Here is a 16,731-nt window from a genome sequence, read left to right on the forward strand (position 1 = left end):
TACTCGAAAAAAGGCTGTCGCTTGCGACTTCCGGTGGTAGCATGCCCGCCATGCAGGACGGCACGGACGCGACGAAGACGGAACAGGGCACCCGGCGTTTCCGGCAGAAGCGCGACGCGATCCTCGCCGCCGCCGCCGATGCGATCAACGAGCAATCGGCCAAGGGCATGACCTTTGCCGATGTCGCGCGCCGCGTCGGCCTCAACACCACCAGCGTCACCTATTATTTCAAGCGCAAGGAGGATCTTGCCGCCGCCGCGTTCGAATATACGCTGGACCGGCTGATGGAGATGCTGACCACGGCGCTGGCCGAACCCACGCCCCAGGCGCGGGTCGCCCGCTACGTGGCGCTCAACATGAACCGCCTCGCCCGGATCGAGCGGGGGGAGGAAACCGCCTTCGCCGTGCTGTCCGATCTGCGCGCCATGGAGGAACCCGCGCGCAGCACGCTGATGGCCGGCTGGCAAAAGGTCTTTCGCGCGACCCGCGCGCTTTGGGGACCGGCGCCCAGCCGCGCGCATACTGATCTATACGGCGCGCGTGCCCATGTGCTGCTCGAAAACACCTTCTGGCTGCCCCTGTGGCTGCCCCGCTACGAACCCGACCAATATGACCGGGTGGAGGCACGGCTGTTCGATGTCCTCGCGCACGGCATCGCGGTCGCCGGGGCGGACTGGTCGCCCGCCCCGATCGACCTGTCGGGGCCGGAGGGAGAGCCCGGTCGCGCCGCCTTCCTGTTCGCGGCCACCCGCCTCATCAACCAGCTTGGCTATCGCGGTGCCAGCGTGCAGCGCATCGCCGCCGAGCTGAACGTCACCAAGGGCAGTTTCTACCACCATCTCGATGCCAAGGACGATCTGGTCATTGCCTGCTACCGGCGCAGCTTCGATACGATCACCGCGGCGCAGAGCCGCGCCGACGCCGCAGGCGGCAGCCAATGGCACCGGTTGTCCAGCGCCACCGCGACGCTGCTCGACCTGCAGTTCGCGGAACGCAGTCCGCTGCTCCGCACCACGGCCCTGTCCGGCCTGCCGCACGATGTCCGCGACGCCATGGTCGAACGCTCCAACCGCATCGCGCGCCGCTATGCGGGCACGATCATGGACGGCATCGCCGAAGGATCGATCCGCGCCGTCGACGCGCTGATCGCCGCACAGACGCTGATGGCGATCCAGAATGCCGCGTTCGACATGCGCAAATGGGCCTCCACCATGCCGCGCGAGCGCGCCATCGCGATGTATGCCTCCACCATCCTTTACGGCCTGTTCGACGACCGCATGGCCGGCTGACCCGCTGGCGACAATTTGCGACAACTGATGCCGCGCACGACATATCGCTGCGACAGGCGGCGTCCAGAAAGGCGTTCATCGGGCATCACGCTCGCCCAGTTACAGGACACCCCATGCGCGCCACCCTGACCGCCCTCACGCTCGCCGCCACGCTGCTCGCCGGCGCGGCCTCCGCCCAGACCGCCCCCCGCAATCCCTTCGGCGTCACCCCCTCCGCCGACGGCTCGATCGCCCGCACCGCCGTCGCCGCGGAAGCCGACCGCCGCTTCACCGCCCTCGACACCAACCGCGACGGCAGCGTCACGCCCGACGAGATGCGCGCCGCGCGCGAGCGGATGCGCGGTGCGCCCCGTCCCGATGGCGCGCCGCCGCGGGCGAACGCGGCCGCCCGCCCCGACCGGCCGCCGCTGACCGCACAAGCCTTCCGCGACCGCATGCTACAACGCTTCGACCGCGCGGATGCGAACCATGACGGCCGCCTCGACGCCACCGAGCTACAGGCGATGCGCGACCATCGCCACGATCACCGCCGCGGCGGCCCTGGAGGCGGTCCTGCCGGTGGTCCGCCTGCGCAAGAGGACTGAAGCACGAGGGCGCCCGACCTGACACCTCCCGCCGTTCGTGCTGAGCCCTTCGACTGGCCGGCAAGCCAGCCGCTCAGGATAAACTTCAGCGTTTTGCGCTGAAGTCGAAGCACAGCCACCCGCCTCCGATCTTACTCATGCCGAACGGGTCAGGTTCAAAGCCATGCCGACCCCACCAATCGAAAAGGCCCGCCTGTCAGAAGGGGATGGCCATGCTACAGCCCGACATCATGACCGATACGCCGCACCTGCTGCTCGTCGACGACGAACGCTCGATCCGCGAACCGCTTGCCGTTTACCTCACCAAACAGGGGTTTCGCGTGACCCAGGCGGGCGACGCGGAAAGCGCACGCACCCGCCTCGCCGCCTATGCGATCGATCTCGTCATTCTCGACATCATGATGCCCGGCGAGGATGGGCTCTCCCTGTGCCGCCACATCGCCGCGACCAGCGACGTGCCCGTCATCCTGCTCACCGCCCGGTCGGAGGAGACCGACCGCATCGTCGGGCTGGAAATGGGCGCCGACGATTATGTGGTGAAGCCCTTTTCGCCGCGCGAACTGTCCGCCCGCGTCAAGGTCGTACTGCGCCGGACCCAGTCCGGCGGCACCCGCCAGCACGCGCCCGAAAGCGGTTCCTACGCCTTTGCCGGCTGGGTGCTGAAATCGGGCGAGCGCACGTTGGTCGATCGCGAGGGCGTCTCGGTCCCCCTTTCCACCGGCGAATACAACCTCCTCCTCGCGCTCGTCACCCGCCCCCGCCAGGTGCTGACCCGCGACCAGTTGCTCGACCTGACGCAAGGACGCGAGGCCGCCGCCTTCGACCGCGCGATCGACAATCAGGTCAGCCGCCTGCGCCGCAAGATCGAGCATGATCCCAAGGCGCCCGACATCATCAAGACGGTCTGGGGCGGCGGCTACACGCTGGCCGCAGAGGTCACCCGCCTGTGAGCATGCCGGCATGATGCGCATCTGGCCGCGCAGCCTTGCCGGGCAGATGGCGCTGCTCGTCGCGATCGGGCTGTTCGTCGCGCAGGCGATCAATTTCGGCCTGTTGCTGCGCGAGCGCCGCTCCCTGCTGCTCGAACAGGTCACCGGCCCCGCCATCGCCCGCCTGAATGACGCGATCGAGCGCACCGCGAACGGGCGTGGCCCCGTCGCCGATCGCGGTCGCGTCCGCCGCATGGCGTTCAATCCGATCGGCCCGGCGATGGCGCCCGAACCGACGGTGGAGGCGGCGATCCGCGCCGGACTGGCGGAGGCCGGGCACACGCCGCTGCGCATCGTCACCGGCGTACGCCCGCCCCGTCCCGAAGTGGAGAACCGCCGGGGCCAGCCGCCGCGACGCTGGCGGGCCGAGCTGGTCATCGCGGTGGAACAGCCCGGTCGCGGCTGGCTCGTCACCCGCTCCGGCTGGCCCCACGACACCATGTACCTCGTCTGGCGCCTGATCTTCCAGACGCTGATCCTCTATGGCATCATCCTCCTGCCCGTCCTCTGGATCGGCCGCCGCATCTCGCGTCCTTTACGCGACCTCACCCGCGCCGCCGAGGGCTTCGACCCTCGTATCGAGGGGCCGCCGGTGCCCGAACAGGGCCCTCTCGACGTGTCCGCGCTGATCGCCGCCTTCAACGCGCTGCGCCTGCGCGTCGCGGCGATGCTGGACGAGAAGGACCGGATGCTGGGCGCGATCGGCCACGATCTGCGCACTCCTCTCGCCGCCCTGCGCGTCCGCATCGAATCGGTGGAGGATGACGGCGACCGCGCCCGCATGGCCGACACCATTTCGGAAATGAACCGCATGCTGGACGACATCCTGTCGCTCGCCCGCATGGGTCGTCCCAGCGAGCCCGCGACCGAGGTCGATCTCGCCGCGCTGGTCGATGCGGTGGTGGAGGATTTCCGTGATCTCGGCCAGGATGTCAGCTTCGCCGAAACCCCGCGCCTGCGCCTGCGCCTGCGCCCCTCGCTGATGCGCCGCGCGGTTCGCAACCTGATCGAGAATGCGGTGAAATATGGCGAGGCGGCCGATGTCCGCATCGACGCGCAAGGTCAGCGGATCGCCATCCACGTCATCGACTGCGGCCCCGGCATCCCGCCCGACCGTCTGGGCGACGTCTTCGATCCCTTCACCCGCCTCGAAACCTCCCGTAATCGCGAGACCGGGGGGATCGGCCTCGGCCTCGCGCTTGCCCGCTCCATCGTCCGCGATGCCGGTGGCGAGATCACCCTCGCCAACCGGCCCGAGGGCGGGCTTTGCGCGACGATCACGCTCGCCGCGGCACGCGCAGCATCGCCATCGCCGCTGCCACGATGACCGCGGCGGCGATGCCCATCGCCCATACCGGATCGCCCGGAAAGAAGCGGCGCACCACCTCGCCCATCACCGACGACACGATCAGTTGCGGCAGCACGATGAAGATGTTGAACAGCCCCATATAGATGCCCAGCTTCTCCTGCGGCAGCGCGGCCGACAGGATCGCATAGGGCATGGTCAGGATCGACGACCAGGCGATGCCGATCAGCACCATCGATCCCACCAGCACCATGGGATCGCGCACCACCAGGAACGAGGCAAAGCCCGCAGCCCCGCTCAGCAGCCCCAGGACATGCGTATCACGCCGCCCGATCCGCGCCGCCAGCGCCGGCATCACGAACGCCCAAAGCGCGGCCACGCCGTTATACACCGCGAACAGCACGCCGACCCAGTTCGCGCCCGCATTATACGCCGCACTCGCCGCATCGGTCGCACCAAAGGCGCGCGCGGTGACGATCGGCGTGGTGTAGATCCACATGATGAACAGCGCCGACCAGGTGAAGAACTGCACCAGCGCCAGCCGCCGCATCGTTTGCGGCATCGCCGCCAGGTCGCCGAGAATCTGGCTCAGCGCATTGTCGCCGCGGCCCCGCCGCACCAGCCCCGCACTGACGATCAGCGCCGCGCCATAGGCGATCAACCCGCCGCCCAGGATATAGAGCGGCTTGTCCAGCGCCAGCCGCTCCACCGCGACGATCACGGCGATGCCCAGCGCGATCCACAACGGCGCCAGCCCGCTGCCGCGCCGCACCGTGGCGGGGGCGGCGGCAACCTCGCCCTCCGCATCCTCGAACGCCGCCATTTCGGCGGGCGAATATTCGCGCGTGGTCAGCACCGTCCACAGCACCGCCGCGAACAGCGCCGCCGCACCGATGTAGAAGCCATATTGCACCGATGGCGGCACGCCCCCGCCAGCGGCGGTGTTCGCCACCCCGAACACATCGGTCAGCACGATCGGCGCCAGGCTGCCCACCACCGCGCCCGCGCCGATGAACCCGGTCTGGAACGCATAGCCCGCGGTCCGCTGCGATTTGGGCAGCATGTCGCCCACGAATGCGCGAAACGGCTCCATCGACACGTTCAGCGACGCGTCGAGCAGCCAGAGCAGGATCGCCGCGACCAGCAGCACCGGCGCATTGGGCATCGCGACCAGCGCCGCCGTCGCCAGCACCGCGCCTGCCAGGAAATATGGCCGCCGCCGCCCCAGCCGCCCCCAGGTCCGGTCGCTGTAATGCCCGATCACCGGCTGCACCAGCAGCCCAGTCAGCGGCGCCGCGATCCACAGGAACGCCAGATCGTCCACCGACGTCCCCAGCGACTGGAAGATGCGGCTGACATTGGCATTTTGCAGGGCAAAGCCGATCTGGATGCCGAAAAAGCCGAACGAAATATTCCACAGGCCCCGAAAGCCTTGCCGCGGCTTCTTCATCACCCTCTCCCTTTTTCTTGTATCTGTTCAGGCGCCGGTGGACCCGCGCACCATCAATTGTGTCGGCAACAGCACGCTGCGCCGCGGTCGCCCGCCCAGTTCGGCGAGCAGCGTATCGATCAGCAATCGCCCCGCCCCGTCGGCATCCTGCGCCACGGTGGTCAGCGGCGGACTGGCGAAACCGGCGGCCGGAATATCGTCGAACCCGACCAGCGCCACATCGTCCGGCACCCGCCGTCCGCTGGCATGCAGCACGCGCATCGCCGCCAGCGCGATCAGGTCGCTCGCCGCCACGATCGCATCGAACGCCACCCCCCGCGCCAGCAATTCGCGCGCCGCCCGTTCGCCCGCTTCCTCGCTCGACAGCGCGGGCACCTGCAACGCCGGATCGACCCCCAGCCCCGCCTCCGCCAGCGCCATCGCATAGCCGTGATATCGATCGTGAAATTCCGGGTAATGGTCCGTCGCATCGCCCAGGAACGCGATCCGCCGCCGCCCGCGCGCGATCAGGTGCCGTGTCGCCTCCGCGGTGCCCGCGACATTGTCGCACCCGACCGTCAGCCCTGGTTGCCCCGCCGCCACCGATCCCCAGCGCACGAAGCGCGTACCCTGCGCCACCAGTTGCTCCAGCCGTGCACGGTACTGGGCATAGTCCCCGTACCCCAGCAGGATCAGCCCGTCCGCGCGGTGGCTGTCCTCATAATCGACATGCCAGTCGCTCGAGAAATCCTGGAACGAGATCAGCAGGTCGTATCCCGCCTCCGCGCACGCGCCCATCATCGATCCCAGCATGCCGAGGAAGAACGGGTTGATCAGCGTATGCCCCGGTGACGGGTCGCGGAACAGCAGCAGCGCCAGTGTCCGCGTCCGCCCCGACCGCAGGTTGGAGGCCGCCCGGTCCACCGTATAGTTCAATTGCTTCGCGATCGCCTGGATGCGCGCGCGCGTCGCCGCGCTCACCGTCGTGCTGCCGCGCAGCGCCCGGCTGACGGTCGGCTGCGACACGCCGGCGAGTTGCGCGATGTCGAAGGAGGTGGGCTTGCGGCCGGTCACCCCCGTCTCATCCTACCGCTGCGATACGCCGTCAACCGTGGCCCGGCTGCAACGGTACCATATCGGCCGCATAGAATACGTATGCGCATTCCTTGGCTTCCACCGCGGCAAAATCCATTGCGGATACACACACATGCTCATGGCGACACAAGAGCGCCAAGGGCTCCTCGGGGAGGATAGTTATGATCGTTCGTACCGCCGCGTCGGCGCGCGCCGCCCGCCTCGCGCTTCATCTCGGCGCCAGCTCGCTGGCCCTGACGCTCGCCAGCCCGGCCTTCGCCCAGGCATCGACCACTGTGCCCGATCCGGCCGCCAGCACCAGCACCGGCGCAAACCCCAACGAGCCCGCCAGCGCCGCCGACCAGCAGGGCGACAACGCCGCCGTCACCGGTGACACCACGCCCCAGCAATCGCCCGTCGCGACCCAATCGGCACCGGAAGAGGAAGGCGCGGACATCGTCGTCACCGGCTTCCGCCGCGCGCTGGAAAATGCGGTGGTGGAGAAGAAGACCCGCGACCTTGTCGTCGAATCCATCTCGGCGGAGGATATCGGCAAGCTGCCCGACGCGTCGATCGCAGAGTCGATCGCGCGCCTGCCCGGCGTCACCTCGCAGCGCGTCAACGGCCGCTCCAACGCCATCTCGATCCGCGGCTTTGCCCCCGACTTCTCGACCACGCTTCTGAACGGCCGCGAACAGACCTCGACTGGCGACAACCGCGCGGTGGAATATGACCAATATCCCGCCGAAGTCGTCAATCAGGTGCTGATCTACAAGACTGCGCAGGCCGGCCTGATCGGTCAGGGCCTGTCCGGCACCGTCGATCTGCGCACCATCCGCCCGCTCGATTATGGCCGGCAGGTCATCTCGGTTGGCGCGCGCGGCACCTATGCCGATATCGGCAAGCTGAACGCCGGTTCCAAGGAATTCGGCTACCGCGCGACCGCGACCTATGTCGACCAGTTCGCCGACGATACGCTGGGCGTCGCGCTGTCCGCCTCCTATCTGGACGAGCCGTACCAGATCCAGGAGTTCAACGCCTGGGGCTATGCGCAGGTGCCGGTGAACGGCACGCCGACCAACGTCATCGGCGGCTCCAAATCCTATGTCACCTCCACCACGCTGAAGCGCCTCGGCCTGTCCGGCACGGTGCAGTGGAAGCCGACCGATACCGTCACCACGACGCTCGACGCCTTTTACTCGGACTTCTCGGACGAGCAGATCAAGCGCGGCATCGAACTGCCGCTCGGCTTCGGCTCGCCCGCGCCGACGCTTACCAACCCGACCGTCACCAACGGCCTCGTCACCGGCGGCACATGGAACGGCGTGGAGGCGGTCGTCCGCAACGACGCCTTCGACCGCAAGGCCAAGCTCTACTCCTTCGGCTACAATGCCAAATATGAGGGCGACGACGGCTGGAACGCCCAGGTCGACGTGTCCTACTCGCTCACCAAGCGTCGCGAGCTGGTGCTGGAAAGCTATGCCGGCACGGGTTTCGGCCCCGGTAACGGCGCGACCGACACCATCGGTTTCCAGACGACGCCGAACGGCACCACCTTCACGCCGACCCTCAATTATTCCGATCCCGACCTCATCCAGCTTACCGATCCGCTCGGCTGGGGCGGCGCCACGCGTCAGGCCGGCTATTATAATGACCGCTCGGTCCGCGACTCGATCCGCCAGTACCGCGCCGAGATCGAGCGGGAGATCGGCAGCCCGATATCGGCGGCTCGTTTTGGCCTCAACTATACGACGCATGACAAGTCGCTGACGCCGAACCAGTTCTTCCTGGTACTTGCCAGTGGCGCTGCGCAGGGCACGTTGCCCAGCCAGTATCGGCTCGACCCGACCAACCTGTCCTATCTCGGCCTCGGACCGATGCTCAGCTACGATCCGCGTGCCGTGCTGGATGGCGGCGTCTATTCACTGACCCGCAACAACAGCAACGACGTGGTATCCTCCGCCTTCCGCGTGAAGGAGGACATCATGACCGCCTATCTCCAGGCGGATCTGCGCCAGCCGATCGGGTCGGCGGAACTGACCGGCAATATCGGTGTGCAGGCGATGCTCACCGAGCAGAAGTCGTCCGGTCTCGTCTTCAACGGCACCGGCTTCAGCACGATCACGCGGGGTGACGATTATCTGGACATCCTGCCCAGCGCGAACCTCAGCCTGCGTCTCGCCAGCGACTGGGTGATCCGCGCCGCCGCCGCCCGCCAGATGCAGCGTCCGCGCATGGACGACATGCGTGTCGCGCTCGGCTATGGCTTCAGCCTTCAGGAAGGCATCCTGACCGGCAGCGGGGGCAATCCCTTCCTCCGTCCGATCCGTTCCAATTCCTATGACGTGACGATCGAGAAGTATTTCGGCAATCGTGGCTATCTGGCGGTGCAGGGGTTCTTCAAGGACTTGAAGAGCTTCGTCTATAACCTGGAGGTTCCGTACGATTATTCGGGCTTCCCGCTGCCCCCGGCCGCTCCTGCGGGCACGCCGACGCTTGGCCGCGCGACCATTCCGATCAACGGCGAGGGCGGCAAGATCTACGGCGTCGAACTCGCCGGCACGCTGCCGCTCGGCCAGATCGTCGGTGCGCTCGATGGGTTCGGCGTGACCGGGGGCGGCTCCTATACCAAGACCGAAATCACCCCCACGCCGGGCGGCGCGGCGGAGGATATTCCCGGCTACTCGCGCTGGGTGGCGAACGGCACCGCCTTTTTCGAGAAGTGGGGTCTGAACGTGCGTGGCTCGGTCCGCTACCGTTCGACCTTCATCGGTGAACTGTCGGGCTTCGGTGCGCAGCGTACCCGCCGCCGGGCGGCCGGCGAACTGATCGTCGATGGCCAGATCGGCTACGACTTCTCGTCCGGCACCTTCAATGGCCTGTCGCTGTTTCTCCAGGGCCAGAACCTGACCGACGAGCCGTTCAAGACGATCAACGGCACCAACACCGCCGAAGTGATCGACTTCCAGCGCTTCGGCCGCCGTTTCCTCGCCGGCTTCACCTACCGCTTCTGATGTCGCCGACTGCCCCCTCCACCCCGGAGGGGGCATCGCATGCCGAGGGGAGGCTCATGACCGGCTCCAGCACACGAAGCGTGGTCATCGTCGGCGGCGGCACCGCCGGCTGGATGGCCGCGGCCGCGCTTGCCCGCTTCCTGCCGCCGGATCACCGCATCCGGCTGGTCGAATCCGACGCGATCGGCACCATCGGCGTCGGCGAGGCGACGATCCCTGCGCTGCGCATCTTCAACCACATGCTGGGGATCGACGAGGACGCGTTCCTGCGTGCGACGCAGGGCACGTTCAAACTCGGCATCGAATTTGCGGGCTGGTCCGGCGACGGCAGCCGCTACACCCACGCCTTCGGCACCATCGGCCGCGCGCTCGGCCTCGTTCCCTTTCACCATTACTGGCTGCGCGCCGGCCGCCCCGGCTCGCTCTGGGACCACAGCGCCGCCGCGCAGGCGGCCGCCGCCGGCCGCTTCGCCCGCGACCATGGGCGCCCCGATCTGCCCAGCGGCATCGCCTGGGCGTTCCATTTCGACGCCGCCCTCTACGCCGCCTTCCTGCGCCGCCATGCCGAGGCCGCAGGCGTCGAGCGCATCGAAGGCCGTATCACCGGCGTCGAGCGCGACGGCGAAACCGGCCACATCGCCGCCGTTCATCTCGAAGGCGATCGCCGGGTCGCCGGCGACCTGTTCGTCGACTGCTCCGGTTTTCGCAGCCTGCTGCTGGGCGAAACCCTCGGCACCGCGTTCGAGGACTGGTCCCACCACCTCCCCTGCGACCGCGCGATCGCCGTTCCCACGGCCCGCCTCGATCCGCTGTCCCCCTACACTCGCGCCACTGCCCACCCCGCCGGCTGGCAATGGCGCATCCCGCTCCAGCACCGCACCGGCAACGGCATCGTCTATGCCAGCGCCCATCTCTCCGACGACGAGGCCACCGCCCGCCTCCTCGCCGGATGCAACGGCGCGCCTCTCGCCGAGCCGCGACCTTTACGCTTCACCACCGGCCGCCGCCGCGCCGCCTGGGTCGGCAACTGCGTCGCGCTCGGGCTCGCCGCCGGGTTCATGGAGCCGCTGGAATCGACCAGCATCCATCTCGTTCAGTCCGGCATCGCCCGCCTGCTCGAATATTGGCCGGGCAAGACGCTGGCAGACGCCGACATCGCCGCCTTCAACCGCCGTACCGAGGCGGAATGGCTGGCGATCCGCGACCTGCTGATCCTCCACTACCACGCGAATGCCCGGCCCGAGCCCTTCTGGCAGGCACGCCGCGACGCCCCCCCGCCCGACAGCCTTGCCGAGCGCCTCGCCCTGTTCCGCGCCAATGGCCGCATCCTGCGCGAGGGCGACGAGCTGTTCACCGAGGTCGGCTGGCTCCAGGTCCTGATCGGCCAGGGCGTACAGCCCCTCGGCCACCACGCGCTCGCCGATGCGATCCCGCCTGCCGACCTTGCCGACTTCCTCGCGCTCGCCCGCACCCATGCCGCCGCCGTCGCCGCGCGCATGCCCGCCCACGACGCCTTCATCGCCGCGCACTGCGCCGCCCCCGTTTCAAAGGCCGCCTGATGAGACTATTCGCCCTCCTCGCCAGCACGTTGCTCGCCACTGCCACCGCGGCGCCCGCCCAGGATTATCGCCAGCGCCTGCCGCAGGACGAGGTGATCTACTTCGTCCTGCCCGACCGCTTCGAAAACGGCGATCCCGCCAACGACCGCGGCGGCCTGACCGGCGGCCCGCTCCGGACCGGTTTCGACCCGACGCACAAGGGCTTCTTCCACGGCGGCGACCTCAAGGGGCTGACGCAGCGTCTCGACTATATTCAGTCGCTCGGCGCCACCGCGATCTGGCTTGGGCCGATCTTCAAGAACAAGCCCGTCCAGGGTGCGAAGGGCCGGGAGAGCGCCGGTTACCACGGCTACTGGATCACCGACTTCACCACCGTCGATCCGCACCTCGGCACGGAGGCGGACCTGCGCGCCTTCATCGATGCCGCGCACGGCCGCGGGATGAAGGTCTATATGGACATCATCGTCAACCACACCGCCGATGTGATCCAGTACCGCGAATGCGCCGAAGGATCGCCCTGCCCCTACCGCGATCGCGGCAATTATCCCTATAGCCGCAAGGGCGGGCTGAACGGTGCCGCCATCAATCCCGGCTTTGCGGGCGACGGCGTGCAGACGCCGCAGAACTTCGCGAAGCTTACCGACCCGACCTACGCCTACACCCCTTACGTTCCGCCTGCGGAGCGGAACGCCAAGACCCCCGCCTGGCTCAACGATCCCATCTATTACCACAATCGCGGCAACACGACCTTTGCCGACGAGAGCAGCACCACCGGCGACTTTTCCGGCCTCGACGATCTGATGACCGAGAACCCGCGCGTCATCGCCGGCATGATCGACATCTTCGGCGGCTGGATCGACCGGTTCGGCGTCGACGGGTTCCGCGTCGACACCGCCAAGCATGTGAACCCCGAATTCTGGCGCAGCTTCGTGCCCGCGATGCAGGCGCGCGCGCGTGCCAACGGCATCCCCAATTTCCACATCTTCGGCGAAGTCACCTCGGGCATGGAGCCCGGCTATCTCGCGCGCTGGACGAAGATCGCCGATTACCCGGCGGTCCTCGACTTCGCCTTCATGAACGCGGTGATCGACACGGTGGCGGGCAACAAGCCGACCAGCGAGCTGGCCTCCCTGTTCGAGGGCGACGTGCTCTACGCGCGGGGTGAGGACACCGCGATGATCCTTCCCACCTTTCTCGGCAATCACGACCATGGCCGTTTCGCCCGCGACGTGCGCGAGGCGAACCCGAATGCGTCGGACGACGAGGTGCTGAAGCGCGTCCAGCTCGGCCATGCGATGCTCATGACGTTGCGGGGCGTACCCACCATCTATTCCGGCGACGAGCAGGGCTTTGCCGGCGACGGCAACGATCAGGACGCCCGCGAGGACATGTTCGCCAGCAAGGTGGCGGTCTATAACGACAACAAGCTCGTGGGCACGACCGCGACCACCGCCACCGCGAACTTCGACACCAGCCACCCGCTCTACCGACAGATCGCGACGCTGGCGGGCCTGCGCCTGTCCCACCCCGCCCTCACCCGCGGCCGCCAGATCATCCGCGCCCGCGACGACAAGCCCGGCCTGTTCGCCGTCTCCCGCATCGATCCCGACACGGGCCGCGAGATCCTGCTCGCCTTCAACACCAGCGACAAACCCGTCACGCAAGGGGTCGAGGTCGACACTGCCGCCACGCGCTTCACCGCCCTTGCCGGCCCCTGCCCCACACAGGCCGCCGCACCCGGCAGCCTCCTTCTCACCCTTCCCGCCTTCGGCTACGCCGTCTGCGCCGCGGAGCCCCGTTGATGCCCCTCCCAAAACCCTGGTGGAAAGGCGCGGTGATCTACCAGATCTACCCGCGCAGCTTTGCCGACTCCAACAATGACGGCATTGGCGATCTCGCCGGCATCACCGCCCGGCTGGATCACGTCGCCAGCCTCGGCGTCGACGCCATCTGGCTTTCGCCCTTCTTTACCTCGCCGATGAAGGATTTCGGCTATGACGTCGCCGATTACCGCGACGTCGATCCGATCTTCGGCACGCTGGCCGATTTCGACGCCCTTGTCGCCCGCGCGCACGACCTGTCCTTACGCGTCGTCATCGATCAGGTGTACAGCCACACCTCCGACGAGCATCCGTGGTTCGTCGAAAGCCGCGCCAGCCGCACCAACCCGCGCGCCGACTGGTATGTCTGGGCCGATGCCAAGCCGGACGGTTCGCCCCCGTCCAACTGGCAATCGGTCTTTGGCGGCCCGGCCTGGACCTGGGACGCGCGCCGCCGCCAATATTACCTCCACAACTTCCTGAAGGAACAGCCGCAGCTTCACGTCCACCTGCCCGCGGTGCAGGAGGAATTGCTCGCCACCGCGCGCTTCTGGCTCGATCGCGGCGTCGACGGCTTCCGCCTCGATGCGATCAACTTCATGATGCACACGCATGAGTTGACCGACAATCCGCCCGCCCCCGACACGGGCAAGGTCCGCACCCGTCCGTTCGATTACCAGCTCAAGATCCACAATCAGAGCCATGCCGGCATCCCGGCCTTTCTGGAGCGCATCCGCGCGCTGCTCGACGAATATGACGGCCGCTTCACCGTGGCGGAGGTCGGCGGCGACGATGCCGACCGCGAGATGAAGCTGTTCACCGAAGGGGCGAAGCGCCTTCACACCGCCTATGGCTTCGACTTCCTGTATGCCGATCGCCTGACCCCGGCGGTCGTCGCCGAGGCGCTGGAGCGCTGGCCGGCCGGCGACAATATCGGCTGGCCGAGCTGGGCGTTCGAGAACCATGATGCGCCGCGCGCCGTCTCGCGCTGGGTGGCGCCCGACTATCGCGACCGTTTCGCGCACATGAAGATGCTGCTGCTGCTCGCCCTGCGCGGCAATGTCTTCCTGTATAATGGCGAGGAACTGGGGCTCACCCAGGTCGACGTGCCCTTCGACCGGCTGCAGGATCCGGAGGCGATCGCCAACTGGCCGCTCACCCTGTCGCGCGACGGCGCCCGCACGCCCATGCCGTGGAGCAGCAACGCCGTGAACGGCGGCTTTTCCGACGCCCGGCCCTGGCTGCCGCTGGGCGAGGATCATGCGCAGTTCGCGGTCAACCGGCAGGAGGGCGATCCCGCCTCGCTGCTCAACCTCACGCGCGCGCTCATCCGCCTGCGTCGCGACAACCCCGCGCTCGCCACCGGCGACCTGCACCTCGTCACGGTCACCGATACGCTGCTCGCCTTCGAGCGTCATGAGGGGGATCAGACGCTGCTCTGCGTCTTCAACATGGCCGAAACCCCTGCCCGCTGGGCGCCGCAAGACGCCGATGCGTGGCGCCCCCTCACCCATGTCAACGACTGCACCGGCTGGCGCTTCGGCCCCTATGCCGCCCTGATCGCGGAGAAGATCGCATGACCCGTATCGCCGCCCTGCTGGCCCTCGGCCTCGCCACCACCACGGCGTCCGCGCAGGACACCGCCGCCCCGGCCGTCAACGAAACCTTCAAGTTCGCCCGCCCCGCCGACCAGCCGGAGGCGATCGAAACCTCGCCCGATGGCCGCATCGCCGTCTCCGTCACCACCGACAATGACGGCCGCGCGCTCTGGTCCGTTTCGCGCGGCGGCACGCTGATCGTCGCCCCGTCGCGCCTCGGCTTCCTGTTCACCGACGCGCCCAAGATCGAGCGTCAGTTGCGCATCCAGTCGGTCACTCATGCCAAGCCCGTCGACACGACATGGACGCAACCCTGGGGCGAATGGCGCACGATTCGCGACAATCACAAGGAGATGCGCGTTCGCCTCATGGAGACGACGCCGCTCCACCGCGTCATCGACGTCGTGTTCCGCGTGCAGGACGATGGCATCGGCTTCCGCTACGAGGTGCCCGATCAGGCGAACATGCACGGCGCCAACATTGCAGACGAGCTGACCGAATTCAGCTTCGCCGAAGATGCCACCGCCTGGTGGAAGGTCGCGTTCCAGTGGAATCGCGAGGAATATCTCTACCAGCGCACCCCCCTGTCCGCGGTCGGCACGGCCGCCACCCCGATCACGCTGAAGCTGGCCGGCGGCACGCATGTCGCGCTGCACGAGGCCGCCCTCGTCGACTATGCCTCCACCGCGGTGATGAAGACCGAAGGCAACACGCTGCGCACCGTCCTCACTCCTGGCTCGGGCGGGCCGAAGGTGGTCAAGACGGGAAGCTGGACGACGCCGTGGCGTACCCTGCTCATCGCCGACGACGCCCCTGGCCTTTATATGAGCCACCTCATGCTCAACCTCAACGAGCCCAACAAGCTGGGCGACGTGTCCTGGGTGAAGCCGGGCAAGTTCGTCGGCGTGTGGTGGAACATGATCAAGGGCGACTGGACGTGGGCGCGTGGCCCCCGCCACGGCGCCACCACCGCCAACGTCAAGAAATATATAGACTTTGCCGGCGCCAACAACATCCAGGGCGTACTGGTGGAGGGCTGGAACGTCGGCTGGGACGGCGACTGGGCCGGCAATGGCAGTGCGATGCAGTTCGCCACCCCGACCGCCGACTTCGATGCCGACTATCTCGCGAACTATGCCAAGTCGAAGAAGGTTTCGCTGATCGGCCATCACGAAACCGGCGGTGCCGCCAGCCATTACGAGAGCCAGTTCGACCAGGCGTTCAAATTCGCCGCCGATCACGGCGAGCATGTGGTGAAGACCGGCTATGTCGCCGATGCCGGCCAGATCGAGCGCGCCAACCCGGACGGCTCCATTGCGCGCGAATGGCATGAGGGCCAGTGGATGGTGAACCACCACCTGCGCGTCGTGCAGGCCGCCGCCAAATACCGCGTCGGCATCGACGCGCACGAACCCGTCAAGGACACGGGGCTGCGCCGTACCTACCCCAACTGGCTGGCGCGCGAGGGGTCACGCGGCATGGAATATAACGCATGGCCCGGCAAGAACCCGCCCGAACATGAAGCGAACCTCGCCTTTACCCGCATGCTGGAGGGGCCGATGGACTTCACCCCCGGCGTCCTCAGCCTGACCGGTTCGGACAACAGCCCGATCCAGTCGACCATCGCCAAGCAGCTCGCGCTCTACGTCGTCCTCTATTCGCCGGTGCAGATGGCCGCCGACACGCCGGAGAACTACGCGAAATACCCCGACGCCTTCCGCTTCATCCGCGACGTGCCCACCGATTGGCAGGACACCCGCGTGCTGAACGGCGAGGTCGGCGACTTCGTCACCTTCGCGCGGGCCGATCGCAACAGCCGCGACTGGTATCTGGGCAGCATCACCGACGAAAACCCGCGCAACGTGACGGTCACGCTCGACTTCCTCGAACCCGGCCGCACCTACACCGCGCAAATCTACAAGGACGGCCCCGGCGCCACCTACGCCACCGAAGCCCGCCACGCGATCGCCTTCGAGACGAAGCGCGTGAAGAAGGGCGACACGATCATCCTGTCGCTCGCCCCCGGCGGCGGCCAGGCCATCCGCTTCAAGGCAGGCCGCTGATACAAA

The 16,731-nt window shown here is 67.7% G+C and carries 11 protein-coding genes; 9 read left to right on the top strand and 2 right to left on the bottom strand.

The window, feature by feature from the left end:
• Positions 1–50 precede the first annotated feature (50 nt).
• The 4 genes from GQR91_RS15260 to GQR91_RS15275 all read left to right on the top strand — a co-directional run bounded on the left by GQR91_RS15260 (position 51) and on the right by GQR91_RS15275 (position 4,189).
• Positions 51–1,289: a TetR/AcrR family transcriptional regulator gene (locus GQR91_RS15260; protein ID WP_174236666.1), complete on the top strand. Its 1,239-nt coding sequence runs from the start codon at positions 51–53 to the stop codon at positions 1,287–1,289.
• Between the two features lie 113 nt (positions 1,290–1,402).
• Entirely contained in the window at positions 1,403–1,873 is a 471-nt protein-coding gene (locus GQR91_RS15265; RefSeq protein WP_160146850.1) for an EF-hand domain-containing protein, read from the top strand.
• 230 nt (positions 1,874–2,103) lie between these two features.
• The gene (locus GQR91_RS15270; RefSeq protein WP_149683319.1) at positions 2,104–2,823 is read left to right on the top strand and encodes a response regulator; all 720 of its coding nucleotides are present in this window, start codon (positions 2,104–2,106) and stop codon (positions 2,821–2,823) included.
• Positions 2,824–2,833: 10 nt separating this feature from the next.
• Entirely contained in the window at positions 2,834–4,189 is a 1,356-nt protein-coding gene (locus tag GQR91_RS15275; RefSeq protein WP_235904147.1) for a sensor histidine kinase, read from the top strand.
• Here GQR91_RS15275 and GQR91_RS15280 read toward each other — a convergent pair.
• Entirely contained in the window at positions 4,140–5,618 is a 1,479-nt protein-coding gene (locus GQR91_RS15280; RefSeq protein WP_149683293.1) for an MFS transporter, read from the bottom strand. The genes GQR91_RS15275 and GQR91_RS15280 overlap by 50 nt on opposite strands.
• A 27-nt stretch (positions 5,619–5,645) precedes the next feature.
• Positions 5,646–6,671 carry a LacI family DNA-binding transcriptional regulator gene (locus GQR91_RS15285; RefSeq protein ID WP_149683294.1) on the bottom strand — a complete coding sequence of 342 codons (1,026 nt, stop codon included), beginning with the start codon at positions 6,669–6,671 and terminating at the stop codon, positions 5,646–5,648.
• 182 nt (positions 6,672–6,853) lie between these two features.
• Between GQR91_RS15285 and GQR91_RS15290 the strand changes: the two genes are divergently transcribed.
• The 5 genes from GQR91_RS15290 to GQR91_RS15310 are packed head-to-tail and all read left to right on the top strand — an operon-like array spanning position 6,854 to position 16,725.
• Positions 6,854–9,685 (top strand): TonB-dependent receptor, encoded by a 2,832-nt coding sequence (locus GQR91_RS15290; protein WP_149683295.1) that lies wholly within the window; start codon positions 6,854–6,856, stop codon positions 9,683–9,685.
• Between the two features lie 56 nt (positions 9,686–9,741).
• Complete coding sequence (locus GQR91_RS15295; protein ID WP_149683296.1) at positions 9,742–11,244, top strand: tryptophan halogenase family protein; 1,503 nt, start codon at positions 9,742–9,744, stop codon at positions 11,242–11,244.
• On the top strand, positions 11,244–13,046 hold the full coding sequence (locus GQR91_RS15300) for an alpha-amylase family glycosyl hydrolase (RefSeq protein ID WP_149683297.1): 1,803 nt from the start codon (positions 11,244–11,246) through the stop codon (positions 13,044–13,046). Before GQR91_RS15295 ends, GQR91_RS15300 begins: the two co-directional genes overlap by 1 nt.
• Positions 13,046–14,644: an alpha-amylase family glycosyl hydrolase gene (locus tag GQR91_RS15305; protein ID WP_149683298.1), complete on the top strand. Its 1,599-nt coding sequence runs from the start codon at positions 13,046–13,048 to the stop codon at positions 14,642–14,644. The genes GQR91_RS15300 and GQR91_RS15305 overlap by 1 nt, the downstream gene beginning before the upstream one ends.
• The gene (locus GQR91_RS15310; RefSeq protein WP_149683299.1) at positions 14,641–16,725 is read left to right on the top strand and encodes a glycoside hydrolase family 97 protein; all 2,085 of its coding nucleotides are present in this window, start codon (positions 14,641–14,643) and stop codon (positions 16,723–16,725) included. Before GQR91_RS15305 ends, GQR91_RS15310 begins: the two co-directional genes overlap by 4 nt.
• Positions 16,726–16,731: the final 6 nt, after the last annotated feature.

The sequence above is a fragment of the Sphingomonas carotinifaciens genome (assembly GCF_009789535.1).
Taxonomy (GTDB): Bacteria; Pseudomonadota; Alphaproteobacteria; order Sphingomonadales; family Sphingomonadaceae; genus Sphingomonas; species Sphingomonas carotinifaciens.

Coding starts and splice junctions, on each gene's coding strand:
- GQR91_RS15310 (WP_149683299.1), top strand. CDS start 14,641: ATGACCCGTATCGCCGCCCTGCTGGCCCTCGGCCTCGCCACCACCACG.
- GQR91_RS15265 (WP_160146850.1), top strand. CDS start 1,403: ATGCGCGCCACCCTGACCGCCCTCACGCTCGCCGCCACGCTGCTCGCC.
- GQR91_RS15290 (WP_149683295.1), top strand. CDS start 6,854: ATGATCGTTCGTACCGCCGCGTCGGCGCGCGCCGCCCGCCTCGCGCTT.
- GQR91_RS15280 (WP_149683293.1), bottom strand. CDS start 5,618: ATGAAGAAGCCGCGGCAAGGCTTTCGGGGCCTGTGGAATATTTCGTTC.
- GQR91_RS15300 (WP_149683297.1), top strand. CDS start 11,244: ATGAGACTATTCGCCCTCCTCGCCAGCACGTTGCTCGCCACTGCCACC.
- GQR91_RS15275 (WP_235904147.1), top strand. CDS start 2,834: ATGATGCGCATCTGGCCGCGCAGCCTTGCCGGGCAGATGGCGCTGCTC.
- GQR91_RS15295 (WP_149683296.1), top strand. CDS start 9,742: ATGACCGGCTCCAGCACACGAAGCGTGGTCATCGTCGGCGGCGGCACC.
- GQR91_RS15260 (WP_174236666.1), top strand. CDS start 51: ATGCAGGACGGCACGGACGCGACGAAGACGGAACAGGGCACCCGGCGT.
- GQR91_RS15270 (WP_149683319.1), top strand. CDS start 2,104: ATGACCGATACGCCGCACCTGCTGCTCGTCGACGACGAACGCTCGATC.
- GQR91_RS15305 (WP_149683298.1), top strand. CDS start 13,046: ATGCCCCTCCCAAAACCCTGGTGGAAAGGCGCGGTGATCTACCAGATC.